Origin of the sequence: Cutibacterium granulosum, assembly GCF_900186975.1 — a bacterium.
Lineage (GTDB): Bacteria > Actinomycetota > Actinomycetes > Propionibacteriales > Propionibacteriaceae > Cutibacterium > Cutibacterium granulosum.
The window spans coordinates 61733-85176 of sequence record NZ_LT906441.1; the positions used below are offsets into that span (position 1 = coordinate 61733).

The following is a 23444-nucleotide window of genomic DNA, read 5'->3' on the forward strand; positions in this document are numbered from 1 at the left end:
ACTGGCCGTGACGTGTTTCACGACCTCTTGCGAGAATATCTCGACACTTTGCAGGGCACGAGGGACTTGAACCCCCAACCTGCGGTTTTGGAGACCGCTGCTCTGCCAATTGAGCTAGTGCCCTTCGACGGCGGTTCGGCCGAACGCGTCCGTCAGCACAGGAAGTATAGGCGGTTTACGGTCCACAGGTCGAATTGAGCTCGTCGCCGAGGTTGCCCACACCCCCAGATCCGGTGCTTCTCAGTTCTTGCCCAGGAGTTTCTCGGCTGCAGCGACAAGCACGCACGTGGCCACTCCATCCATCGCCTGGGAGAGTTCTCCCTGGCTCGGGAAGGATGGTGAGAGTCGAATGAATCGGTTCCGTGGATCCTGGTGCAGCGGATGTGAGGAACCAGCCGGGGTGAGGGCAATTCCAGCTTCCTTCGCCAGCTCGACGACCCGGGTGGCCGTGCCGTCCATGACGGTGAGGTTGACGAAGTAGCCACCCTCCGGCTGGGTCCATGTGGCAACTCCGGTTCCCCCCAGACGTGCTCGGAGGGTGCGCTCCACCAGATGGAACTTGGGGGCCAGGAGTTCGCGATGCCGCCGCATGAGGGAACGTACCCCCTCGGCATCCTTGAAGTACGCGGCATGGCGCATCTGGTTGACCTTGTCCGGACCAATCTTGCGCACCCCGGCGTGGGCCAGGTAGAACTCGAGATTGCCCTTGGACGAGGCCAGGAAGGCTATTCCGTCACCGGCGTGGGTGATCTTGGAGGTCGAGGCGAACTCCAGGACGCGATCAGGATTGCCAGCTTCCTGAGCCATCCTGAGCACCGGCAGCGGCTGGATCTCGTTGTCGGTGAGATGGTGCAGACCGTAGGCATTGTCCCACAAGATGCGGAAGTCGGGAGCGGCCGGCATCTCCATGAGGCGACGCACGGTTGTCTCGTCGTAGACGGCACCGTTGGGATTGGAGTACATCGGCACGACCCACATGCCCTTGACCTGCGGATCCGCGGCCAGCCTCTCCACCTCGTCCATGTCGGGACCATGCTCCCCCAGCTCGATGGGAAGCATCTCGACACCCAGATGTTCGCACAGCGTGAAATGGCGATCGTAGCCGGGAACTGGGGCAATGAACTTGATCTGCTGATCGGCCCATCGGCCCTTCGCTCCTGGCAGCTTGTGCAGCATGGCGAAGGTGAGGAAGTCGTGCATGAGGGCCAGGCTGGAGTTGTCGCCAGCGATGATGTCCTCGAGATCGACGTTGAGCAGCTCGGCGAAGATCTGCCGGATGTCGACCAGACCGCGGTTGCCGCCGTAGTTTCGCACATCGGTGCCATCGGCGGATTTGGTGGGCACGTCCATGTCGAGCATGTGCCGGTTGAGGTCGAGCTGCTCGGGGGCTGGCTTGCCCCGGGTGATGTTGAGGTTGAGCTCCTGGGCGACGAGCTCGGTGTGCAGGCGGCGCTGCTCGTCCAGGACGTCCTGGAGTTCCTCGGGAGACATCTGCGTCAAATCGGTGGTCATGGTGTCATTTTCCCTCATTGTGTGCCGTGCCCCACGTTCGGGTTGCCAGGTGGGACGGCTTGACCGGTCAGGTGAGAGTTCGGAGTCCTGGATGGGAAGTCGAGGCGGACGCGGGAGTCGGGGCCTCATGCCAGGCCCCCGCGTACGGGAGTGCAGGAGACGAATCGCGGCTCGGGAACCAGCGTGATGCCGTAACGATCGTGCACGCCGTCGATGACTGCTCCCGCCAGGGCGCAGATGTCGTCGCTGCTGGCCGAGGACCTGTTGGTGAGGGCCAGGACGTGCTTGGTCGACAGACTGGCCGCAGCGTCGTGGGTCAGGTCGAAACCGCGATGGAATCCGGCATGGTCGATGAGCCAGGCGGCCGAGGTCTTCACCCGTCCATCGGGTTGGGGAAAGGCCGGCGCCCCGTCTGGCACCTGGTCGGGCGGGATGATCGGGTTGGTGAAGAATGACCCGGCACTCCACGTGTCATGGTCGTCGGGATCGAGGACCATGCCTTTGCTGCCGCGGATGGCGAGCACGGTCTCGCGCACCTTGCGGGAGTTGGCTCGTTGGCCGGGCTCCACCCCGAGACGCTCGGCGAGCTGGGCATAGGCGACGGGCAACGAGAGCGACCCAAGCAGGAACTGCATGGACACGTCGATGACGAGATAGCGCCCCAGGTCTTCCTTGAAACGGCTCCAGCGGTAGCCGAACCCGCACTGATCCGCGGTGAAGGTGCGTTGGGCATCCTCCTTGCGGTCCCAGGTACGTACCCGAGCGATGAACTGTCCCACCTCGACGCCATAGGCACCGACATTCTGGATCGGGGTGGAGCCGACCAGACCGGGAATCCCGGACAGCGCCTCGGGTCCGACCCATTCCTGCCCGATGCAGTGCATGACGAATTCGTCCCACACCTCACCAGCGGCAATGGTGGCGAACGCCCCACCGCAGGCGGAGACCTCGGCGTCGATTCCCTTGGTGTCCACCCGCACCACGGTGCCGTCGAAGCCGTCGTCACCGATGACGATGTTGGACCCCCCACCCAGGATCAGACAGGGTTCGCCACGATGGTCACAGTCGCGCACGGTCTGAACCAGTTGTTCCTCGGTGCAGGCGATGACGAGGCGACGAGCCGGTCCACCGATGCGTAGTGTCGTGAGGTCCTTCAGGGGCACGTCATGGCCGTCGTGCAGGTCCTGCTCATGGGTCACCGACGAGCTGAAGTGCTCGGTGCTGCACGACTCGGTGGGGTCGTCGTCCTCGTAGGGGCCGATGACGTCGATGGATGGCTGGGTCATGAGTTCTCCTGAGTGATGACGATCTCGACGCGTCCCAGAACGGTCTGGCCCTCGTGGGTGACGTCCAGGGACAGCGTCGCCGTCTGGTCGTCAGCCTTGGTCACCTGTCCCGAGACGATCACCTGGGTGCCCTCGTCGGTGTCGGGGACCAGGACCGGCCGGACGAACCGGGCCCGCTGGGAGATGATCCGGCCGGGGTCCGCGACCCAGTGGACGACCACCCCGAGGGCAGCTCCCATCGTCCACATGCCGTGGGCGATGACGCCGTCCATCCCTGCCGCCCGAGCGGCACGATCCGACCAGTGGATCGGGTTGAAATCGGTGGATGCCCCGGCATAGCGCACCAGGGTTTCCCGGGTCACCGGGATCTGCACCGGTTCCAGGACGTCCCCCTCGTGGATTCTGGTGCGAGGCACCTCAGGTGCAACGTTCTCAGCCATCCTGGCCTCCTCGAGTGTGCCACAGGGTACTGGACGCCGTGGCGACGTGCTCGTCAGCATCATCCCTGAGGACGACGTCCAGGCCGATCATGTCGGTGTTGCCACGCACTCGCACCGAGGTGATCGTCAGGGTTGCGGTGATCTCGTCACCAGCGTGCAGCGGGCGTCGCCAGGTGAAGGACTGCTCGGTGTGGATGGTGTGATCCAGACGCAGCCCCAGGTCCGGGTCGTCGAAGAGTCGCTGCCAGGCGTGCGCGGCGATGACCATGGCGAAGGTGGGTGGTGCCACTGGGTCGGGGCCCTGGTAGGCAGGACTGTCGTCGCGGATGGCGGTGGCGAACTCGGTGATCTTGGCAGCACTGACGTGATACGGATCGGTCGTCGGGTATGTCCTCCCGACATGATCTTTGCTGATCGGCATGGTGTCGAGGCTAGTCCGGCCGCAGGGACCGCCGAGGGAGAACACGCATGAAAAAGGTGAGGCCACCCCACTCGAGTGACCTCACCATTGAAGCTCCGCTTCAGCGGAAGGGATTCACAAGTCCTCAGCGCGTCTCGCGGTGCGCGGTGTGCTTGCCGCAGCGCGGGCAGAACTTTGCGAGTTCCATGCGATCGGGATTGTTGCGACGGTTCTTCTTGGTGATGTAGTTACGCTCCTTGCACTCGGTGCAGGCAAGCGTGATCTTCGGGCGAACATCGCCGGACTTCTTGGCCATGATTCCTACTTTCGAGGCGTCGAGAGCTGCCAGATGGTTCAGATGTGTGGTGCACAGCTGAACGCTCGGTAGCGGAGGCGGGAATCGAACCCGCGACACAGCGATTATGAGCCGCTTGCTCTACCCCTGAGCTACCCCGCCATTGTGCTGACCGACACCGGTTCGGCCGAACCCATTGGGTGATGGGGTCGAGCAGCACCAGAGCCCCCAAGCAGAATCGAACTGCTGACCTTCTCCTTACCATGGAGACGCTCTGCCTACTGAGCTATAGGGGCAACGACCCAGAAAACTACACGATGTGCAGCCCCGTTGCAAATCGAGATGTCGCGGACATCTCCTTGCGCCGTGACAACCGCCCTCGAGCGATACGTCCTCTAGGCTCGTGGCGACAAATATGCCACAGATCGTGGGAGGAAAGGAAATCACATGGCCACCCCACACAACACCGCGGAACCCGGAGACATCGCTCCGCTGGTTCTCATGCCCGGCGACCCCCGTCGTGCCGCACGGATTGCCGAGGGCTTTCTCACCGACGCCACCCTGGTGAGCGAGGTACGCGGCATCGGGGCATGGACGGGCACGTGGAACGGCACCCCGATGAGCGTCATGGCTTCCGGGATGGGCATCGCCTCGCTGAGCATCTACGCCACCGAGTTGTACCGGTTCTACGGCATCCAACGCATCTGTCGGGTGGGGACCTGTGGCGGTCTCTCCCCCGACGTCGACGTGCGCGACGTCGTCGTCGCGGCCAGTGCACACACCAACAATGGCTGCGCGAGCCTGCCGGTTCCCGGAGCCTCACTGTCCATGACGGCCTCCTTCGACATGCTGCGAGCCGCCGTGGACGCCTCGCGAGCCAGCGGCGCAACCACCCACGTCGGTTCGGTGTTCAGCTCCGACTTCTTCTACACGACACGTCCAGAGGTCACCGAAGGGCTCATCAAGGTGGGCACCCTCGGTGTGGAGATGGAGGCTGCGGGCCTCTATGGCTGCGCCATGGCCGAGGGCAAGGAGGCCCTGGCCGTACTCACCGTCTCCGACCATCTCACCAAGGACGGGACGGACATGAGCGCCGCGCAACGCGAGACCTCATTCTCCTCGGCCCTGGAGATCGCCGCTGCAGCACTGACGGCGTGAGGAGCAGCCGGCGCTCGTACGTCGCCCCCGACGCCGGTGACGCAGATGCACGAAACCCCTGGACCCATTCGATCCAGGGGTTTGCGTGGCAGGTGATGGATTCGAACCATCGTAGGCAATGCCGACGGTTTTACAGACCGCTCCCTTTGGCCGCTCGGGCAACCTGCCAAGCTGACGTGAGCCAGCGACCAGAAACACTAGCAGATGCCAGCGGTAGCTCCAAACCAGGGCAGCCGCACCGAGTCATGCACAATGGATGTCATGCGCATTGCAACGTTCAACGTCAACGGGATTCGCGCCGCGCAACGCCGAGGTTTCGAGTCGTGGATCGCCCACCGCAGCCCAGACGTCCTGGGCCTGCAGGAGGTGCGATGCCGGCCAGCCGATCTGCCAGCAGGAATCTTCTCCGGCTACCACGTCGCCTGGCAGCCGGGCGGCAGGGCCGGACGCAATGGCGTGGCGCTGCTCACCCGCGAGGAGCCGGCTGCAGTACGCGCCTGGGGTCCTGACCTGGTGACCATGGCACCCAACGGTGACGCCCAGCAGACCGATGGCACGACTGCGGGATTGCCCCGCGCCCTGCACCCATTCGCCGAGGAGGGTCGCTACGTCGAGGTCGACCTCTCCGAGACTCCAGTCACACTCGCCTGTCTGTACCTGCCCAAGGGTGCCACCCCAGATCCTCAGGACCAGGCCGCGGTGGACAAGCAGGCTCGCAAGGAAAGCTTCCTTGCCGGTTTCGCCCGTCATCTCACGGCAACCCGTAGACGCGCCGCCAAGGAGGGTCGCCAGTTCCTCGTCATGGGGGACTTCAACATTGCCCACGAGAACGCCGACCTCAAGAACTGGCGGTCCAACCGGAGGAATGAGGGGTTCCTTCCCCAGGAACGCGAGTGGTTCAGCTCAATCCTCTCCCCACGCACCCTCGTCGACGTCGTGCGTGCCGCCCACCCCGAGGAGAACGGCCCCTACTCGTGGTGGAGCTGGCGGGGCAAGGCCTTCGTCAATGACGCCGGATGGCGCATCGACTACCAGTTGGCGACTCCCGATCTCGCCAACTCGGCCACCGCAGCTGGCACTGACCGTGACCCCTCCTACGAGGAACGGATCTCCGACCACGCCCCGGTGGTCGTCGACTACGAGTTCTGAAGAGCAATCTCACCCGTGGGCACCAGGGCTGCATCAGGGCCTCATGTGTGGGCCCTGGATGGGTGGGCTCCAGTGTCGCTGCTCAGACTCCGTCGAACATCTGCTCGACCCGACGCCGCGGAACGTCAGCCAGGCTGGCATGGCTCCAGTGCGGGGTGCGATCCTTGTCGACGAGCTGGGCACGAACCCCCTCGGCGAAATCCGAATCGGCTGTGAAGGCGTGACCCAGTGCGGTGTCGGTGGCGAGCACCTGGGCCAGGCTGGTGGCCTCCTCGGCCCGAAGCACCGCTTCCAGGGCGACGGCCACCGAGAGAGGACACCGGGTGGCGATGAGCTGCGCAGCCTCGTGCGCCCGTGGGTCGGGGTGCTGCTGCAACCGGGAGACGACCTCCAGCGGGTCGGCGCAGTCGTAGCACTCCTGGATCCATGACGAGTCCCGGGCAAGTTGGCTGGCTGACGCGTCGACCTGCACCGGACGCTCCTGGGCGTCGACGACCTCGTCCACCAGACCGGCCCACAGGGCGGAGGGTGCGTCGATGCTGGCTCCGGTCATGGCCAGGTGCCGTCCGACCAGACGCGGTGCGCGGGACAGCTCGAAGGTCATGCCGACATCGGGCCACAGTCCGATACCCACCTCCGGCATGGCGAGGACGAGGTCGTCCCGCGCACTCACGTGCTGCCGGATGGACATTCCCAGTCCCCCGCCCATGCTGATCCCGTGCAGGTGGGTCTCACCGGGTAGGGCGGCAACCGTTGCGTCGACCACGTACTCGTGCTCCAACCAGTCACCCGCCGCATGTGGGTCGTCCATGGCGATCTCCCGCAGCAGGCGCACGTCGGCCCCGGCACAGAACCCACGTTCCCCCTCACCGCGGATCTCGACCCGGTCAGCCCCAGCAGTGCCCTGCTGCACCGCGTCCAGCATCTGGGTCGTGAGTGAGTTGATGGCTCGTGGCCGGGTGAGCGTGATGTGGGTGAGGCCGTGCGTGCGCTCGATGCGAATGTCGTCGCCAACAGCCTCGGTGGTTGGCTGGGTCATGACGTCTCTCCCTCATGTTGTTGATGATGCCCATGGTTGTGACGGCCGGGATGCCATGAGCCGTTACGACGGGTGTACCACGTGAGGTACACCGCGAGAAAGACGGCTGCCGCCACTCCCAGGGCGATGACACCATTTCGCCAGGACAGATTGATGGCGTCATAGGCCAGCAATCCGACCGTCACCCACACCGCACCGTGCAGGTATCGTGACGCTCCGGCCACCAACGGGAGCAGAAGCGCCCCCCACAGGACGTACCAGGAGTGCAGGGCCGGACCGGTGAGAGCCACGGCGAAGAACCCCCAAGCCAGGAAAGCCAGCGGACGCCGTGGCAACTTCCGCACCGCCAACCACACGAGGATGACGGCGCCGATGCCGACACCGATGGTGTGTGTGACGCCGACCACCGAGGTGGCGGCACCATAGCGCCCGAACCACGTGAGAACGGATCGGATGGCCAGACCGATGAGGGTGGACGGCGACACCGTCATCACCCTGCCCGGCACGTCGGCGGCGTGGTACCAGCCGAACCCCAGACCCGTGCGCCAGGTGATGAGGGCGAACGAGCCCGCGGCACCGGCGAGTGAGCCCACGACGCGTCCCAGGGCGGTCGCGACGTGCCGAGGACGCCAGCTGGGCATCGGATGGACGATGAACGGCAGGGCCACGGCAGCCATGACGGCCGGCTGCTTGACGGCTGCCGAGGCACCGATCACCACAGCCGCGGGAATCCACGCCCAGCTGGCCGTGGTGGCCAGCCACAGGCCGAACACCATGAGACCCATCATGAAGGAGTCGTTGTGGGCACCTCCGACGAAGTCGACGACGAGCAGCGGGTTGAGGGCGCCGAACCACGCGGCGAACGAGGCGTCATGACCGGTTCGCCGCGCCAGCCGTGGCAGGAACACACCGATGAGGACGACGCCGACGAGCGCCGGTATGCGCATCATCACCGCAGACCAGTACGGGTGGAACCCAGCCAGTCGCACGATGTCGTGCTGGAGCTGCAGGCTGAGCGGCCCGTAGGGGGTGCGCGTGAATCGCCACTCCTGGGCAACCTGGTCGGCGAAGACACCGGGCAACAGCCCCGGGTACCCCTCGTAGGGGTTGATGTCGTTCTCCATGAGCCACCCCTGGGCGGCGTAGGAGTAGGCGTCGTGACTGAAGATCGGCGGCGCGGCGAGCAGTGGCAGGATCCACACCGCCAGTACGGTCCAGTGCTTCGCCCGTGCATCCACGGTGCTCGCCTGCAGCCCGGGGCGCAGCCGCAGCCAGGCGTCGACCAGCACGATGACCCCGGTGATCGCCAGTGCCGACCCGATGACCTGCCAGGTGACACCGCTCATGCCAACCCGGCTCAGCCGGGGCCACCACGGGGAGTTCGCCGGCAGGTAGGCAGGCGTGAGCGCACCCACGAGCAACATCGTCGTGGCGAGCAGGCCTTCCCACCCGGTCCGGGAGCGCCAGGCAGTCAGCCAGGAGCACCAGCAGGAACGTGCCGCGACTGCGCCCCTACTCACGGCCGCTCCAGTGCGTGACGAGGCTCGTCCTACTCAGATTCGTCCCCAGATTCGGCGGAGCGCAATTCATCGGGACGTCGTGGCCGGGCCGATCAGGACGGGCCTCACCCCGTGAGCTGGGCGTGGCGGCGTCACGGGCAGAGGTCTTGTCACCGATGGTGTCGATGCCGGCACCTGCGATGGACGTGGCCACGCGAGTGCACCCACCGACGGGAGGTGGCGTCTCGGACCAGGTCAGGGCGTCGTACGGGCATCGCTCGACACAGATGCCACAGACCATGCACTGCCCCCAGTCGAGGGCGAAATCGTCAAGCACCTGAATGGTGCGGGGGCGTCTGGCTGCGGGGTCGTCCACGCGTTCGGCATGGGAGCGGATGTGGATGCACCAGGCCGGGCACTCCCGGGCGCAGATGTCGCAGCAGGTGCATGCGCTGGCGTCCAGGGCAATGGAACGGTGTGTGCTCATCGGCGCCTCCGACGGCCGGATGTCATCGAGGAGACGATGTCCTCGGCCGAGACCTCTCGCCCGGCACGGAGCTTGGCGAGGGTCTGGGCGTCCGGCACCCCGAGTGCCGTACCGCGCCGACGTCTCCCGCTGCGGGCGCTGCGACCACCAGCTCTGGAGGTTGCTGCGCCGCCGGCGCCATCGTCGACGTTGCCGGGCCAAGGGGTGGTGGCGCGCGCCGTGAGGACGACGTCCTTGCGCAGTGGTGCGGCTGGTGCCGACTGGTGCTCACCGAGCGGCTGGTGATGATCGGCGAGAGCTTGCGGGTGGACGAGGAGGGGCGTCATGTCGGCTGCGGTGAAGACGACACCGAACTGGTCGTGCACCTCGCGCTGGTACCAGGCGGCTCCGGCAATGAGATCGTCGATGGCCGGTAGTTCCGCCCGATCACGAGGCACCGCGGTCTGGATGACGAGGCTGCGACCTGCGGAGTCCTCCAGTCGCAGCAGTATCTCGATCACCGAGCCGAGTTCACCACCGATGCCGTCGACGGCGGTGAGCTGGTACAACCAGGTGTAGCCCTCCTGGAGGGCCTGGCTCACGTCGTCGCGCCACGATTCGGCCCGCACACGGCGTTCCTGGGAATCGGTCATGACTCCTCCCGGTGGGTGAGACGGTCCAGATAGGCACAGAGCGCCTGGGGCGGTGGTGGGCATCCGGGAATCCACCCGTCAACCTGGACGGGGACTCGCCCGGTGAGCATGCTCACTCCCGGCACCACCGTCGCGGAGTCCCAGTAGGGTCCGCCGGCGCAGGCACAGGCCCCGAATGCCACGACATGTACCGGCTGTGTGGCACGCAGCTCGTCGATGATCCGGGTGACGCGCTCGGCCAGCCCGACGGCAACCGTCCCGGAGACGACGGCCACCAGTCGACCTGGCTCATCGGCCGGATGTCCCTCATCGCACGATGCGTCGGCGTGCCCACTCGATGTCTCGGCACACCATGCCTTCAGCGACATCGTGGGGCGAAGGTGCGCATCGTTCCCGGAACGGTCGCCTGCGGGTGCCGGCAGCCACCGTGCGCACCCCGACTCCACCGCACAACACGCCAGGGCAAGGTCGACGACTCCCACGGATCCGTCCCCGTACCAATCGATGATCTGCACCACCACAGCCTAACTGCAGCTGGCAACGTCGTCGGTGAGGCCTCCGTGGAGCGTGCGGCCAGGGTGGATGACGCCCGCGTCGATGCTAGGCTCGAGGGTCGAGTCGGGCTCCGTTCGCGGAGCTCTGTGCCAGAGCATGACACAGCATCCCCCCGGCAGGCGACGGCCGGCACCGAATCAAGAAAAGAGGTCCCCGTGCCCTCCACTTCGGCACCACACAGTGTTCAGACCCTCGACCGGGTCGTCATTCGATTCGCAGGCGACTCAGGTGACGGAATGCAGCTCACCGGCGACAGATTCAGCGCCGAGTCCGCCCGTCACGGCAACGACATCTCGACCCTGCCGAACTTCCCCGCCGAGATCCGCGCCCCACAGGGCACCGTCCCGGGCGTGTCGAGCTTCCAGGTGAACTTCGCCAATTACGACATCTCCACCCCTGGCGACGAGCCGGACGTCCTGGTGGCGATGAACCCGGCCGCCCTGGCGGCAAACGTCAAGGACGTGCGACGCGGCGGGCTCATCCTCGTCGACATCGAGGAGTTCACCCCGCGCAACCTCAAGAAGGCCGGCTACACCACCGACCCGCTGTCCGACGACACCCTGGACTCCTTCCAGGTGGTGCCGATCAAGCTCACCAGCCTGGCGGTGGGGTCCGTGGAGTCGTTCGACCTGGGACGCAAGAACTCCGAGCGGTCCAAGAACATGTTCGCCCTGGGACTGCTGAGCTGGCTGTACGGACGCCCCTTGGAATCCACCGAGCAGTTCCTGGCCACGAAGTTCGCGAGCAAGCCCGACATCCGGGACGCCAACGTCGCCGCCCTGCACGCCGGAGCGGCCTACGGCGAGACCTGTGGACTGTTCGCGGTGCGCTATCAGGTGGCCCCGGCCCCGATGCCGGCCGGCACCTACCGTCAGATCACCGGCAACCTCGCCACCGCCTACGGCCTCATCACCGGCGCCAACCGGGCAGGGGTGCAGCTGTTCCTGGGCTCCTACCCCATCACCCCGGCATCCGACATCCTGCACGAGCTGAGCAAGCACAAGTCGCACAACGTCGTCACCTTCCAGGCCGAGGACGAGATCTCGGGCGTGTCGTCGGCCATCGGGGCCTCGTTCGGTGGATCGCTCGGCGTGACGACGACGTCTGGGCCAGGCATGAGCCTCAAGTCCGAGGCGATCGGTCTGGCGGTCATGACGGAGCTGCCGCTGGTCGTCGTCGACGTGCAGCGCTCCGGCCCGTCGACCGGCATGCCGACCAAGACCGAGCAGGCCGACCTGTTGCAGGCCATGTTCGGACGCAACGGCGAGTCCCCGGTGCCGGTACTGGCCGCGAAGTCCCCATCGGACTGCTTCACGACCGCCCTGGAGGCCTGTTCGATCGCGATGCGCTACCGCACCCCGGTGATCATGCTCTCCGACGGGTATCTGGGCAACGGCGCCGAACCGTGGCAGGTGCCCGATCTGGACGAGATCCCGGCCATCGACCCACACTTCGCCACCGCGCCCAATGCCAAGGCAGCCGACGGCACCGACCGGTTCCTGCCCTACAGGCGCGACCCACAGACCCTGGCCCGCGACTACGCCCTGCCCGGCACACCGGGTCTGGAACATCGCCTGGGCGGCCTGGAGAAGGCCAACGAGATCGGCTCGATCTCCTACGTACCGGCCAACCACGAGCTCATGGTCAACCTGCGCGCCCAGAAGGTTGCCGGGATCGTGCGTGAGATCCCGGACCTCGAGGTGGACGATCCCACCGGTGATGCCGAGGTGCTCGTGCTGGGCTGGGGTTCCAGCTACGGCCCGATCACGGCTGCGGTGCGCCTGGCCCGGGAGGCCGGATGCTCGATCGCCCAGACCCATCTGCGCCACCTCAACCCGTTCCCGGCCAACCTGGACGAGGTGCTGCACCGCTACCGTCGCGTCATCGTGCCGGAGATGAACACCGGCCAGCTCGCCATGCTGCTGCGCGCCAAGTTCCTGGTGGACGTGCAGTCGGTGAGCCGAGTGCGCGGTCTGCCCATCTCGTCGGTCGATCTGTGCGACGAGCTCGTCGCCACATGCGGCCAGGTCACTGCCAACTCCAAGGAGGCATGATGTCCACCACGTCGTCGATTTCCGCTCCTGCCGCCGATCTCTCCGGGGCCGACACCGGCCTGGCCGGTGTGCCCGTCACCGATGTGTCGCTCAAACGCCGCGACTTCGCCTCCGACCAAGAGGTTCGCTGGTGCCCGGGGTGCGGTGACTACTCGATCCTGTCGACCTTCCAGGGCATGCTGCCCAAGCTCGGCATCAAGAAGGAGAATGCCGTCGTCATCTCGGGCATCGGCTGCTCCTCTCGGTTCCCCTACTACATGAACACCTACGGCATGCACACCATCCATGGGCGTGCCCCGGCGATCGCCACCGGGCTTGCGGTGAGCCGACCGGATCTGGCGGTGTTCGTCATGACCGGTGATGGTGACGCGCTGTCGATCGGCGGCAATCACCTCATCCACGCGATGCGCCGCAACGTCAACCTCACGATCCTCATGTTCAACAACCAGATCTACGGGTTGACGAAGGGCCAGTACTCCCCCACCTCGGAGGCTGGCAGCGTCACCAAGTCCTCGCCGATGGGATCGGTGGACTACCCGTTCAACCCGCTGTCGGTGGCCCTGGGGGCAGGCTGCTCCTTCGTGGCACGAGCCCTGGACTCCGACCGCAAGGGCTTGGACGAGACCCTCACCACTGCAGCGCACCACCGCGGCACCTCGTTCGTGGAGATCTACCAGAACTGCCCGATCTTCAACGACGGGGCCTTCGACGGCTACAAGGGGCCGGAGGCTGCCGAGCGGATCGTGCGTCTGGTGGACGGTGAGCCAATCCTGCTGGGTGCCGATCGATCCAAGGGGGTCGTGCGTGACCCGGTGAATGGTTCGCTCACGGTGACCGAGGTGGCGCAGGTCGGCATGGACCACGTCGTCGTCCACGACGCGACGCGCCCCGATCCGTCACTGGCCTTCGAACTGGCCCACCTGCACGACTCCGGCCAGATCTCCCAGATCCCGCTGGGCATCCTGCGTTCGGTGAGCCTGCCCACCTACGACGACATGGTGCGTGACCAGCTGCGGTTGGCCGGCGGCTCCGCCGACGACAAGCCGGCACGCGACGCCGCCCTGCAGCAGCTGCTGCGCGGCAACGACACCTGGCAGGTGCACAACTGAGAACTGGATCCCCGGATAATGGGCGATGATCCGGGGATCATCGCTGCCCCCTGAGCCTTGACGCCTCGGGGATGGCGTCCCCGGGGGTCTTGATGGCCCTGAGGGTGGTGGCTCACCCCGCAACACCACTTCCCCCACTGCCACATGATTGCCACGTTTGCTGCATGCGAACCATCAGCCAGCGGGAGATGCGCAACGACAGTGGCCAGATCCTCCGGGACGTCGAGTCCGGGGAGGCCATGGTCGTCACACGACGCGGCCTGCCGGTCGCCCAGGTGATGCCCTGTGGAGGCTGCCGCAAGGCGATCAGGCCAGCCAGTGTGCCCGCGACCTTCGCAGTGAATGATCTGGTGACGAGCTCCGCTGCAACCGGGGCCATTCTCGACGATCTGCGCGACGAACGATGATCCGCTGACACCTCGGCTGCCGCCAAGCTCATGGTGGCAGAGCGAATCAGCTGCCTTGATTGCCGAGGTCAACCGTTCCCAACCAGATGTGGTGGCCGCACTGCTGCTGGAGACCGAGCTGCGTCGAATGGTTCATCGCTGCCCACAGCTCAGTCAGGACATGGTCAGCTCACTGCTCACAAAAGTGTCCCTGTACCTCATCGAACCAGCGCAGTTCACGCATGCCGGACTCCTCCCCGGCCAGAACCTGCGCCCACTGGACGCCTTGCATCTGGCTGCCACCACCGATCTTGGCGTTGACGCGTTGGCCACCTACGACCAGCGTCTACAGTCGGCGGCGCACGAAATCGGCATGCCGGTTGTCGCTCCCTCGTGAACCTCCGATGGCCGAGACACGAGAGGCGGATGCGTCATGTCGGTGCGTGTGGGGTATTGTGTTCGCTGTCAGCCTGATGGGGGGTTGATGCCCGGGTGGTGTGGGGAAGTCGGTGGGAATCCGGCGCTGTCCCGCAACCGTGACCACATTTCGTGTGTGGAAGTCGGAGTACCAGGCCACCGGTGGGGAGTGGTTTCTGGTTCCGTCTGGGGTTACGGATCGACACCGACGCATGTCACGCCTGTGCTGTCCCGTGAACCTGTCGGAACGTGCTTTCGAGGGGAGCGCGTGGCCGTGGTGGGGATGTGTAGGCGTGTGGTGGGTCCGGTGGTGGCTGCCGCACTGATGATAGGCGTGGTGGGGGCGGTTCCTGCCCAGGCAGGTGGGGCGTCTGGGCCTGCCGATTATGCCGCCCAGGCCGGCAGGGCGGCCGACTACATCGATGGTCACCAGGCCGATCTGACCAAGGGCGATCTGGGGCCGCAGTTGGATGGGGCTCTGGCGTTGGTGGCGGCGGGCAGGAAGGATTCGCCTACCGTCGCCAAGGTCAAGGACAACATCAAGACCAAGGGGCCAAGCTACTGCACCCCGAAGAATGTGGGTGGATGTGCGAAGGTGACGATCACCCTGCTGGCTCTTGGTGAGTCGACCACCTATGGCGGGGTTGACTATGCCAGGCCGGTGACCGATGCGTCCCAGTTCACTGAGCGTCCAATGAATCAGGCGTTGGACGTGATTGCCCTGGAGCGGTTGGGCAAACCCATCCCCGAGGCCCTGCTCGACAAGGTGGCCGATTATGCGGTGACACAGCCGAAGCACATGGCGGGACTGGTCAGTACTGATGGGGTCATGCTCACCGCCTTGTCTCATGTGGAGGCCCCGGACAAGCAGAAGGCTGTCACGAGTCTTGTCAAGCGTCTCGACGACGACCGGCAAGGTGACGGGTGGGGCTGGCCTGATCACGGTGCGAATGTGCGTGCGACCACGCGGGTGGCACCGGGACTGTACCGGGCCGCAGACGCCGCCCACAGGGCGCAGGCCGTGGCCGGCCAGAAATGGCTTGCCGCCCAGCAGCGGTCTGACGGATCATTCCCGGCATACTACTCCCCGATGCTGGCGACGATACAGGCGGTTCCGGTGTTGCGTGGTCTGCAGTCCTTCGACACCATCGGGACCCATCAGCCCCGTAGGCTGGTGACAATGACCGTCCTGGGCGACTCGTACTCGGCAGGCAACGGAACCCTGGTCGATGGGTATCCGGCCGATGGATCGTATCGCAGCCCCAAGAACTACGGCTCGGTACTCACCGGCATGCTCAACCAGAAAAGCACGGACACAACCTACCAACTCGACGTGAAAGCCTGGAGTGGCGCCCAGATCGCCACCGGAGACCACAACATCATCAGCCAAGCCGATACCATGAATCCCCACACCGGCATGGTCCTCATGACCGCCGGAGGCAACGACCTCAACTTCACTAGCATTGTCGAAAATTGCTTTCTCGACTCCACATGGGCATTCTATAAATGTGGCGAATCAGTTGACGAGGCAAAAGAAAAAATTGATTCTGCGCTTAAAAACACGACTACACTATTGACACATATCCAAAATCGATTAGCAGATCCAAAACATACTGTTGTTATTTTAGTCGGATATCCCTATCTTATCCAGTCAGGACGTGACAGAAATGGAAGGGATGTGCCATCCACACGAGTACGAGTCGCCGAGAACGAATTTCTTAATAAACAAAGAATGATCGTCAACAGGTGGAACCATACTCACAACCTCCATGTGGTCTACGCTCCTACTACTAGCCTCTTCACAACCCATGAGCCAGAACCAGTTGGATATCCACAAAATCTATATCGTTGGATTAATGCTTTCGGAGAAACAGCAGGAGAGCTCGGAGAGGACGGAACAACCCATGCAACAAAGTTCACAAGCCAGTGGATACATCCTTTACGGTATTTAGCAAATTCCTATCATCCGAATGTGATTGGTCATGAGCAGATCGCCAAGATGGTGCGCCCCTTGGTCAAGTCTCCGAGGATGTATGGTCTGTCTGCCAGTGCTGCGCAGGTGGCGTCGGTACCGGGGGTACGGATGCGCGCCGACGTCATCGGACAGAACCTGGTGCGTGCAGGCGAGCCGCTCGGCTTGGATGCATCGTCGTCATTTACCTCAACCGGACACATCAGACGCTGGCAGTGGGACCTTGACGGGGATGGACACTACGAAATCGACAGTGCCACCCCCGAGATCAGCCGGACCCTGACCCGACTGGGGAAATACCAGGCACACCTACGCATCACCGACACCACCGGAACCAATGACACCCTGACCTTCCCCATCCACGTCACCCGAGACGGCGACGGCGTGCCCGATGACCAAGACAACTGCCCCACCATCGCCAACCAAGACCAGACCGACACCAACCACAACGGTGTAGGAGACGCCTGCGACCCCAACACCACGAAGGCACCACGATGACCACCCACGACAACACAACCGAACAGCAATACCATCGCGCCCCTGTTGAAGGCCTTGCCATAGGTGCCATCACCGGAGCCGTCTGGGGACTCGTATTCCTAGTACACTACATGACGTCGGAAGGGCCAAAGGATACCCGAGCGTATACCTCCATATTTGTCATGTCATTCATTTTCCCTTTGGTTGGATGGTTCACTGGATTACAAGGAAGGAAAATTTCAAAACATGACAATATAAAGAGAAAGCGATATAAGAACAAAATTCTTGGCGCCATGATGTCTACCCTCACTGGAATCCTAATGCTTTTTGTCGCATCGCTTTTTGCGAGTGACAGGATTTTCAGTATCAAGGAGGCGATATTCCATTTGTTCTTATTAGCTATTTTCCCCTTGGCTGGCTTAGTTCTTAGTACTTTCTGCATCGAAATCAGGGATAGCAGATTCCCATTCATTCCGAGCATGAGCACTGTCACAATTATTGTGTTATTTATATCAGTGGCAATCTGGTGGTTCTTCTATATGATAATCGGTACAATTTTTTTCTTTGGATCTTGATAAACTTAGTTTTCTCTCATTCGCAAGACATGGATAGGCTTATCTAAATTCATGTATGCTCATTGTGTGCGATAATGGACCTCGCGGAGGGACCTGTCATTAACGAATAGTTGTTCAAACAATTTCCCCACCATCGTCAACCAGGACCAGACTGACACCAACCACAACGGTATGGGAGACGCCTGCGACCCCAACACCACGAAGGCACCACGATGACCACCCGCGACAACACAACCGAACAGCAATACCATCGCGCCCCTGTTGAAGGCCTTGCCGTGGGCGCCATCACTGGAACCGTCTGGGTACTTTTTTTCTTGCTGCGTTACGTGGCCTTCGAGACACCAAAGGATAATTGGCCATATGATATATTTATCTTCATCATATCATTCGTATTCCCTTTATCTGGATGGTTTACCGGCACGTGGGTGAAAACCGTGCAAAAATACAAGAACCCAGCAAGAAGAAAACGCAGAATCAGACTGATAGACACCGTCATGGCGACCCTGAGTGGAGTTCTCCTGACAATCATCTACTATGTCTTTCTCCAATCTCTAGGTCGTCACGACATACCGGGGCACTTGACTCTCAGTAAGCAAGCATTCGTTGTCTACTTAGTCCCCTTAATTGTATTTCCCGTTGCCGGGTGGATACTCGGCGCTCTCCGGACATACGTCTACTGCACCGGCAGACATGTTATTCGTGGAATGAGCCTCATGACAGTATCCATATTGTTCTTCACAATACTAGGTTGGGAATTTATTCATGGAGTTCTCATCTTAGGATTTCATTGATAAACTCTTGAATTAGTTTTCTTCTGTATATTCCTTTGTTTGCTCTGTGATTTTCTTTGGCGTTCTCGTGAAAACTGCTGATGCGTCCATCAACCATGTAGACGTGGAGGCTCCCGAGGCCCCCATGGACGACTCTGGGCCTCCACCCGGGGAGTAGCCAAACCCGTCATCACTCACGATCTCCTCGCCATGAAGCGTTGCGACCAGGCGGGGAAACTGAGCTGAACCAGCCCAACCGCATTCGCATCTGGAAAGCGGCCCCTCACAGACCAATCTCAGCCAAGGCACACCGCCCCCATTCGAACCCGGCACCCAGCGCACCAGGGCAGGGGTATCATGCTCGATATCGGCATGCTAGAGGAGATTGATGCCCGAGTGGCGCGGGAAAGTTGGTGGAAATCAGTCGCTACACCATCCGGAGATCTCACATTGAAACGCTTTCAAGGAGAATCAGCATGATGATGACAACCAAAAGTGGTGACACGTTTGACAAAGATTACCGTAGCACACCCTTCACCGGCCTCATCATCGGCACCATCGTCGGGGCTGCTTGGCCTACGGTATTCGGGATACTTCATGTGCGAAAAACGCTAGTTCTCGCCCCCAAGGAGTATCCCCCCGTATTTATCATGTCGCTCATGTTCCCTCTGATTGGGTGGCTCACTGGCTTGTGGGAACGAAAAATGTACGCATGCGATGACTCGAAGAAGCGGAGACTCAAAACCAAAATCATAGGTGCTGCCATGGCGACTTTCGCTGGCATGCTCATGTTCTCGACTCGCCTTGCTCTCGTAGATGACGACCTCCTCCTCAACATCAAGGCCGCAATACACCCGCTTCCGTTGGCAGTGTTTCCTTGCGCTGGACTGGTCCTCAGTGATATCGGTATCAGACCCAAAAACAGTAAAACACCTTTTATCCTTAGCATGAGTATTGCTTCAGTGATCATACTGTTCATAACCGTGGCGGTATGGTTTTATGTTTTCGGCATTACAGAACTATCCCTATCCTCTCATTCTTGACGCCCCACACTGTCCCCGTGAGACGTGTCGATGGATGCGACCACGCGTGCACAATTCTTACCGGTGACACGAGCTTTAGGAAGCTCCCCTTACCACAGAGACCACGATGTTCCCATTACCAGACAGCCACTCGGCTGCCAGCGAGAGACAGACCAAGAGTCAAGGGGAAGGCACCACGATGACCACCCACAACAACACACCCAAGGACCAGTACCACCGCGCACCCCTCAACGGCCTCCTCATCGGCGCCATCATCGGAGCCGTCTGGGCAGTCGTCCTCTTGATCATTCATGTGACAACGGGGCGTCATCATGCTTATGCAAGAATTTCCCTCATGTGTTTCATCTTCCCCTTGGTTGGCTGGATCACCGGGCTGTGGGGAAGGACCATAAAAACATGTGAAACTCCAAAGAAGAGGAAGCACAAAATCACAACAATCGGCGTCACCATGGCTACCCTCACCGGGTTGGCCATGACAATCATTTACCATACCTTTATTTGTACAGCGGATCCACATAAATTCATACCAGATGGCGCCACTTTCAGCAGTAGAGCGTTTGTCGTCTATCTCGTTCCCCTGATCATGTTTCCCCCTGCCGGATGGTCTCTCGGTGTCGCCAGAGGAAACATCCCCCAAGATGATCGTTCACTCGTCTCGAAAATGAGTTTTGAAGCAGTGGTTGCGCTAGCAGGTTCTGTGGCCATATGGTATTTGCTCACCGCATTTCTCAGTATCCTTTTGTTCTTCGGAGCATGACATGGGATGAACAGGTCCATGCCACTTGAAGCTTCCCTCGTTGTCAGGCCCACTAGGGTGGGCCCATGGCAGAACTCTTCCCCGACCGCGACGAGAGCATTCGTCCCGGCGATGACCTGTACCAGCACGTCAACGGCGCTTGGGAGCGTGTGACCGAGATCCCCTCGGATCAGGCGAGCACCGGATCGTTCCGGGTGTTGCGTGACAATTCCGAGGCTGCCGTCCACCAGATCCTGGCGGATCTGAGCTCGGGTGGGGCCACGCAGCTGCGTGCCCTGGCACCAGAGGCCACCGATCACGAGATCGAGGTCATGGCCGAACTGTACCGGCGGTTCATGGACGTCGACGCCGTGGACGCCGCCGGCACCACACCGCTGCGCCCGTATCTGGCCCAGATCGACGCGATCACCGACGCCGCCGATCTCATGGCAGTCCTGGGCGCCCAGCATCGTCAGGGTGTGGGTGGGCTGTTCTACCTGGAGAACGAGTCCGATCCCGCCGATTCGACCCACTACGTCGCCTGGATGGGTCAGAGTGGTCTGGGTCTGCCCGACGAGGCCTACTACCGCGACGACGACAAGGCCGAGATTCGCACGAAGTACCAGGCCCACGTGACCCGCATGCTCACCCTGGCCGGGTTGGACGAGCCCGAGACCCGGGCACACGGCGTCGTCGATCTGGAGACCCGGATCGCCAGCCACCACTGGGATCAGGTGCGCACTCGCGACTCGCGGGCGTCGTTCAATCCCACGACGTTCGACGATCTGGCCGACGCCCACCCCGGCCTGCACCTGCGCACCTGGCTGACGGCGGCCCGGATTCCCGCCGAGGCCGTCTGCCACGTCATCGACAATCAGCCCTCCTTCTTCGAGGGGATCGAGCGCCTGCTGGCCAGCTCCCCCATCGAGCAGTGGCGCGACTGGGCCACCTGGCACGTCATCTCGGACCTCGCACCGTTCCTACCCAGTGAGTTCGTCGAGGCCAATTTCGACTTCCACGGACGCACCCTCTCTGGCGCCCAGCAGCTGCGGGAGCGCTGGAAACGGGCAGTGGGATTCGTCGAGTCGGCCATCGGCGAGGCCGTCGGGAAACTGTACGTGGCACGGCACTTCCCGCCAGCCGCCAAGGAGCGGATGGACGACCTCGTCGCCAATCTGCTGGCGGCCTACCGACAGTCGATCGGCTCCCTGGACTGGATGGGTGAGCAGACCCGCACCGAAGCCCTGGAGAAGCTCACGAACTTCCGCCCCAAGATCGGGTACCCCGACAGGTGGCGAGACTTCTCCGGCCTGCTGATCCCCGAGGGATCCCTGGTGGACGCGGTGGCTGCCGTGTCGTCCTTCCAGCTGGACCGCATGATCGAGAAGCTCTCGGGGCCGATCGATCCCGACGAGTGGCTCATGTTCCCCCAGACGGTCAACGCCTACTACCATCCGCTGCGCAACGAGATCGTCTTCCCGGCAGCCATCCTGCAGCCACCGTTCTTCGACATGACGGCCGACGACGCCGTCAACTACGGTGGGATCGGTGCGGTGATCGGGCACGAGATCGGTCACGGGTTCGACGACCAGGGATCCACCTACGACGGCCACGGTGCGCTGCGCGACTGGTGGAGCGCCGACGACCGAGCCGCCTTCGAGGAGCGCACCAAGGCCCTCATCAGCCAGTACGACGCCCTGGTGCCCCGGCAGCTGCAGCCGGACGGCCCGCACGTCAACGGGGCCCTGACGATCGGGGAGAACATCGGAGACCTGGGCGGGCTGAGCATCGCCTACCGGGCCCTGCAGATCTCCTACCAGGATGCCGGTGGTGCCCCCGAGCCGGTCGACGGGCTCAGCTGGCAGCAACGATTCTTCCTGTCGTACGCCGCCATCTGGCGTGAGAAGGTCCGTGACGAGGCCTGCCGCACCCAGCTCGCCACCGACCCGCACTCGCCCACACAGTTCCGCTGCAACCAGATCGTGCGCAACGTCGACGCCTTCTACGACGCCTTCGACGTGACGCCCGACGACGCCCTGTGGTTGGACCCCAGTCAGCGGGTGAGCATCTGGTGAACCAGCACACCAGTGAGGTGCCGTGTCCGGAAAATCCGTGACGCGGCACCTCACTGGCCATCTGCCGTGGAACATCAGGTCACAGCAGTGTGAGCACTCCGTAACCCAGCAACACCGAGACCACGATGGCAGTCAATCCGGGCAACAGGAACGGATGATTGAAGATGAACGAACCGATCCGGGTGGAGCCGGTGTCGTCAAGTTCGATCGAGGCGACCGTCGTCGGATAGGTGGGCAGGACGAACAATGCTGCCGCGGCCGAGTAGGAGGCCACCAGCACCGTCGTCCCCACACCCAGTGCAGTGGCTGCTGGCAGGAAGGTGGCCAGGGTCGCTGCCTGCGAGTAGAGCAGGGTCGAGCCGAGGAAGAACACCACTGCGAGCAGCCACGGAGCCCCGCTGAGCGCGTCGGCACCGTAGGACTTGATGAGCCCCATGTTGGAGGCCACGAAGCAGTTGCCCAGCCAGGCCACACCGATGATGCAGGTCGCCGCACTCATACCGGCCTTGAAGGTCGGCTGATCGTTGACCTCCGACATCGGCACCTTGCACGTCAGGCAGATGAGCAGAGCTGCACCGAGCATTGCACACATGATGGCTGCTCCCCGCGGCAGGGGCGGATTGTCGATCTTGCTGATCGCGACGGCGTAGACCATGAGCACGCCCAATGCCGAGAGGAAGATCCCCAGGGACAGTTTGGCCCGTCGGTCGATGTGGTAGGTGCCGGCCTCACGCAGATGCACCTTCCCAGCGGCCTTTCGCTGCTGGTAGACGGGGTCGTCCTGAAGATCACATCCCTGCTTGCTCGAGACGAACGCCGCCGCCATGCAACCGACGAAGGTCGTGCACAGGGTCACGGCGACAAGCTTCGGATAGCTGATCCCCATCGGTTCGACGGCTCCGGCCATGATGACGGTGGCAGCCGAGATCGGTGAGGCGACAAGCGCCATCTGTGATGCGACCGACGACGCCGCAAGCGGTTTCGAGGGCCGGATGCCCTGTTCCTTGGCCACCTCGGCAATGACCGGGAGCACTGCGAATGCCACGTTCCCCGTGCCGCACAGCACGGTCATGATGAAGGTGACGATGGGTCCCACGTACGTGATCCGCTGCGGATTGGCGCGAAGGATCTTCTCACTGGCAGCGACGAGGACGTCAAGGCCACCGGCTTTCTCCATGACAGCCACCGCACAGATGACCGACATGATGATCCCCACGACTTCCCACGGAATGCCGGTGGCAGGATCAACCTTGCATCCCAGCAGACCGAGGATGATGACGCCTGCGCCACCTGCCAGCCCAATTCCCAACCCACCAACCTTGGCACCAAGGAAGATGAATGCCAGGACGACGGCAAGTTGGGCCAGAAATGTCAGCAG

Annotated in this window: 22 protein-coding genes, 4 tRNA genes and 2 pseudogenes; 13 read left to right on the forward strand and 15 right to left on the reverse strand. The window is 62.8% G+C overall.

The window, feature by feature from the left end:
- Positions 1 to 51 precede the first annotated feature (51 nt).
- The 8 genes from CKV91_RS00320 to CKV91_RS00355 all read right to left on the reverse strand — a co-directional run bounded on the left by CKV91_RS00320 (position 52) and on the right by CKV91_RS00355 (position 4229).
- A tRNA-Trp gene (locus CKV91_RS00320) sits at positions 52 to 124 on the reverse strand.
- 116 nt (positions 125 to 240) lie between these two features.
- On the reverse strand, positions 241 to 1512 hold the full coding sequence (locus CKV91_RS00325) for an aminotransferase class I/II-fold pyridoxal phosphate-dependent enzyme (protein ID WP_021104862.1): 1272 nt from the start codon (positions 1510 to 1512) through the stop codon (positions 241 to 243).
- 125 nt (positions 1513 to 1637) lie between these two features.
- A complete protein-coding gene (locus tag CKV91_RS00330; RefSeq protein WP_065860435.1) occupies positions 1638 to 2798 on the reverse strand; it encodes a UDP-N-acetylmuramate dehydrogenase in 1161 nt (386 codons plus the stop codon).
- Positions 2795 to 3238 carry a MaoC family dehydratase gene (locus tag CKV91_RS00335; RefSeq protein WP_065860434.1) on the reverse strand — a complete coding sequence of 148 codons (444 nt, stop codon included), beginning with the start codon at positions 3236 to 3238 and terminating at the stop codon, positions 2795 to 2797. Before CKV91_RS00335 ends, CKV91_RS00330 begins: the two co-directional genes overlap by 4 nt.
- Positions 3231 to 3659, reverse strand: coding sequence for an FAS1-like dehydratase domain-containing protein (locus tag CKV91_RS00340; RefSeq protein ID WP_021104859.1), 429 nt, complete (start codon positions 3657 to 3659; stop codon positions 3231 to 3233). The genes CKV91_RS00335 and CKV91_RS00340 overlap by 8 nt, the downstream gene beginning before the upstream one ends.
- Positions 3660 to 3783: 124 nt before the next feature.
- The gene (gene rpmG, locus CKV91_RS00345) at positions 3784 to 3954 is read right to left on the reverse strand and encodes a 50S ribosomal protein L33 (protein WP_021104858.1); all 171 of its coding nucleotides are present in this window, start codon (positions 3952 to 3954) and stop codon (positions 3784 to 3786) included.
- Between the two features lie 69 nt (positions 3955 to 4023).
- A tRNA-Met gene (locus CKV91_RS00350) sits at positions 4024 to 4095 on the reverse strand.
- A gap of 61 nt (positions 4096 to 4156) precedes the next feature.
- Positions 4157 to 4229, reverse strand: a tRNA-Thr gene (locus tag CKV91_RS00355).
- 151 nt (positions 4230 to 4380) lie between these two features.
- On the opposite strand from CKV91_RS00355, the gene deoD reads away from it, so the two are divergent.
- Positions 4381 to 5091 (forward strand): purine-nucleoside phosphorylase, encoded by a 711-nt coding sequence (gene deoD / locus CKV91_RS00360; protein WP_065860433.1) that lies wholly within the window; start codon positions 4381 to 4383, stop codon positions 5089 to 5091.
- Positions 5092 to 5177: 86 nt separating this feature from the next.
- Here the strand turns inward: deoD and CKV91_RS00365 are convergent.
- Positions 5178 to 5259 (reverse strand) — tRNA-Tyr (locus tag CKV91_RS00365).
- A gap of 93 nt (positions 5260 to 5352) precedes the next feature.
- On the opposite strand from CKV91_RS00365, the gene CKV91_RS00370 reads away from it, so the two are divergent.
- Positions 5353 to 6240: an exodeoxyribonuclease III gene (locus CKV91_RS00370; protein WP_021105023.1), complete on the forward strand. Its 888-nt coding sequence runs from the start codon at positions 5353 to 5355 to the stop codon at positions 6238 to 6240.
- 82 nt (positions 6241 to 6322) lie between these two features.
- Here the strand turns inward: CKV91_RS00370 and CKV91_RS00375 are convergent, their stop codons facing one another.
- The 5 genes and pseudogenes from CKV91_RS00375 to CKV91_RS00395 all read right to left on the reverse strand — a co-directional run bounded on the left by CKV91_RS00375 (position 6323) and on the right by CKV91_RS00395 (position 10412).
- Positions 6323 to 7279, reverse strand: coding sequence for an enoyl-CoA hydratase/isomerase family protein (locus CKV91_RS00375; protein ID WP_021104855.1), 957 nt, complete (start codon positions 7277 to 7279; stop codon positions 6323 to 6325).
- Positions 7276 to 8703 (reverse strand): polyprenol phosphomannose-dependent alpha 1,6 mannosyltransferase MptB, encoded by a 1428-nt coding sequence (gene mptB / locus CKV91_RS00380; RefSeq protein ID WP_021104854.1) that lies wholly within the window; start codon positions 8701 to 8703, stop codon positions 7276 to 7278. Before mptB ends, CKV91_RS00375 begins: the two co-directional genes overlap by 4 nt.
- Before the next feature lie 319 nt (positions 8704 to 9022).
- Positions 9023 to 9265: pseudogene (locus CKV91_RS09620) on the reverse strand (4Fe-4S dicluster domain-containing protein); the annotation flags it as partial.
- Positions 9262 to 9897 (reverse strand): NADH-quinone oxidoreductase subunit C, encoded by a 636-nt coding sequence (locus CKV91_RS00390; protein ID WP_065860431.1) that lies wholly within the window; start codon positions 9895 to 9897, stop codon positions 9262 to 9264. The pseudogene CKV91_RS09620 and the gene CKV91_RS00390, both read right to left, overlap by 4 nt.
- Entirely contained in the window at positions 9894 to 10412 is a 519-nt protein-coding gene (locus tag CKV91_RS00395; protein WP_065860578.1) for an NADH-quinone oxidoreductase subunit B family protein, read from the reverse strand. The genes CKV91_RS00390 and CKV91_RS00395 overlap by 4 nt, the downstream gene beginning before the upstream one ends.
- Positions 10413 to 10607: 195 nt before the next feature.
- Between CKV91_RS00395 and CKV91_RS00400 the strand changes: the two genes are divergently transcribed.
- The 11 genes and pseudogenes from CKV91_RS00400 (at position 10608) to CKV91_RS00445 (ending at position 22066) form a co-directional block, all read left to right on the forward strand.
- A complete protein-coding gene (locus tag CKV91_RS00400; RefSeq protein ID WP_065860430.1) occupies positions 10608 to 12506 on the forward strand; it encodes a 2-oxoacid:acceptor oxidoreductase subunit alpha in 1899 nt (632 codons plus the stop codon).
- Complete coding sequence (locus CKV91_RS00405) at positions 12506 to 13615, forward strand: 2-oxoacid:ferredoxin oxidoreductase subunit beta (protein WP_065860429.1); 1110 nt, start codon at positions 12506 to 12508, stop codon at positions 13613 to 13615. The genes CKV91_RS00400 and CKV91_RS00405 overlap by 1 nt, the downstream gene beginning before the upstream one ends.
- A 164-nt stretch (positions 13616 to 13779) precedes the next feature.
- Positions 13780 to 14022: a type II toxin-antitoxin system Phd/YefM family antitoxin gene (locus CKV91_RS00410; protein WP_095140893.1), complete on the forward strand. Its 243-nt coding sequence runs from the start codon at positions 13780 to 13782 to the stop codon at positions 14020 to 14022.
- Positions 14023 to 14278: 256 nt separating this feature from the next.
- Positions 14279 to 14398, forward strand: coding sequence for a PIN domain-containing protein (locus CKV91_RS09540; protein ID WP_197691369.1), 120 nt, complete (start codon positions 14279 to 14281; stop codon positions 14396 to 14398).
- 345 nt (positions 14399 to 14743) lie between these two features.
- The gene (locus CKV91_RS00420; protein ID WP_065860575.1) at positions 14744 to 16888 is read left to right on the forward strand and encodes a PKD domain-containing protein; all 2145 of its coding nucleotides are present in this window, start codon (positions 14744 to 14746) and stop codon (positions 16886 to 16888) included.
- Positions 16885 to 17442 carry a hypothetical protein gene (locus CKV91_RS00425; protein WP_065860428.1) on the forward strand — a complete coding sequence of 186 codons (558 nt, stop codon included), beginning with the start codon at positions 16885 to 16887 and terminating at the stop codon, positions 17440 to 17442. Before CKV91_RS00420 ends, CKV91_RS00425 begins: the two co-directional genes overlap by 4 nt.
- Positions 17443 to 17559: 117 nt before the next feature.
- Positions 17560 to 17658: pseudogene (locus CKV91_RS10135) on the forward strand (PKD domain-containing protein); the annotation flags it as partial.
- Positions 17655 to 18233, forward strand: coding sequence for a hypothetical protein (locus tag CKV91_RS00430; RefSeq protein WP_065860427.1), 579 nt, complete (start codon positions 17655 to 17657; stop codon positions 18231 to 18233). The pseudogene CKV91_RS10135 and the gene CKV91_RS00430, both read left to right, overlap by 4 nt.
- Positions 18234 to 18688: 455 nt before the next feature.
- On the forward strand, positions 18689 to 19255 hold the full coding sequence (locus tag CKV91_RS00435) for an adhesin (protein WP_231933762.1): 567 nt from the start codon (positions 18689 to 18691) through the stop codon (positions 19253 to 19255).
- Positions 19256 to 19433: 178 nt separating this feature from the next.
- Entirely contained in the window at positions 19434 to 20012 is a 579-nt protein-coding gene (locus tag CKV91_RS00440; RefSeq protein WP_065860573.1) for a hypothetical protein, read from the forward strand.
- Positions 20013 to 20077: 65 nt separating this feature from the next.
- Complete coding sequence (locus CKV91_RS00445; protein WP_065860426.1) at positions 20078 to 22066, forward strand: M13 family metallopeptidase; 1989 nt, start codon at positions 20078 to 20080, stop codon at positions 22064 to 22066.
- Positions 22067 to 22145: 79 nt separating this feature from the next.
- Here CKV91_RS00445 and CKV91_RS00450 read toward each other — a convergent pair whose 3' ends face one another.
- The gene (locus CKV91_RS00450) at positions 22146 to 23441 is read right to left on the reverse strand and encodes an anaerobic C4-dicarboxylate transporter (protein ID WP_095141037.1); all 1296 of its coding nucleotides are present in this window, start codon (positions 23439 to 23441) and stop codon (positions 22146 to 22148) included.
- Positions 23442 to 23444: the final 3 nt, after the last annotated feature.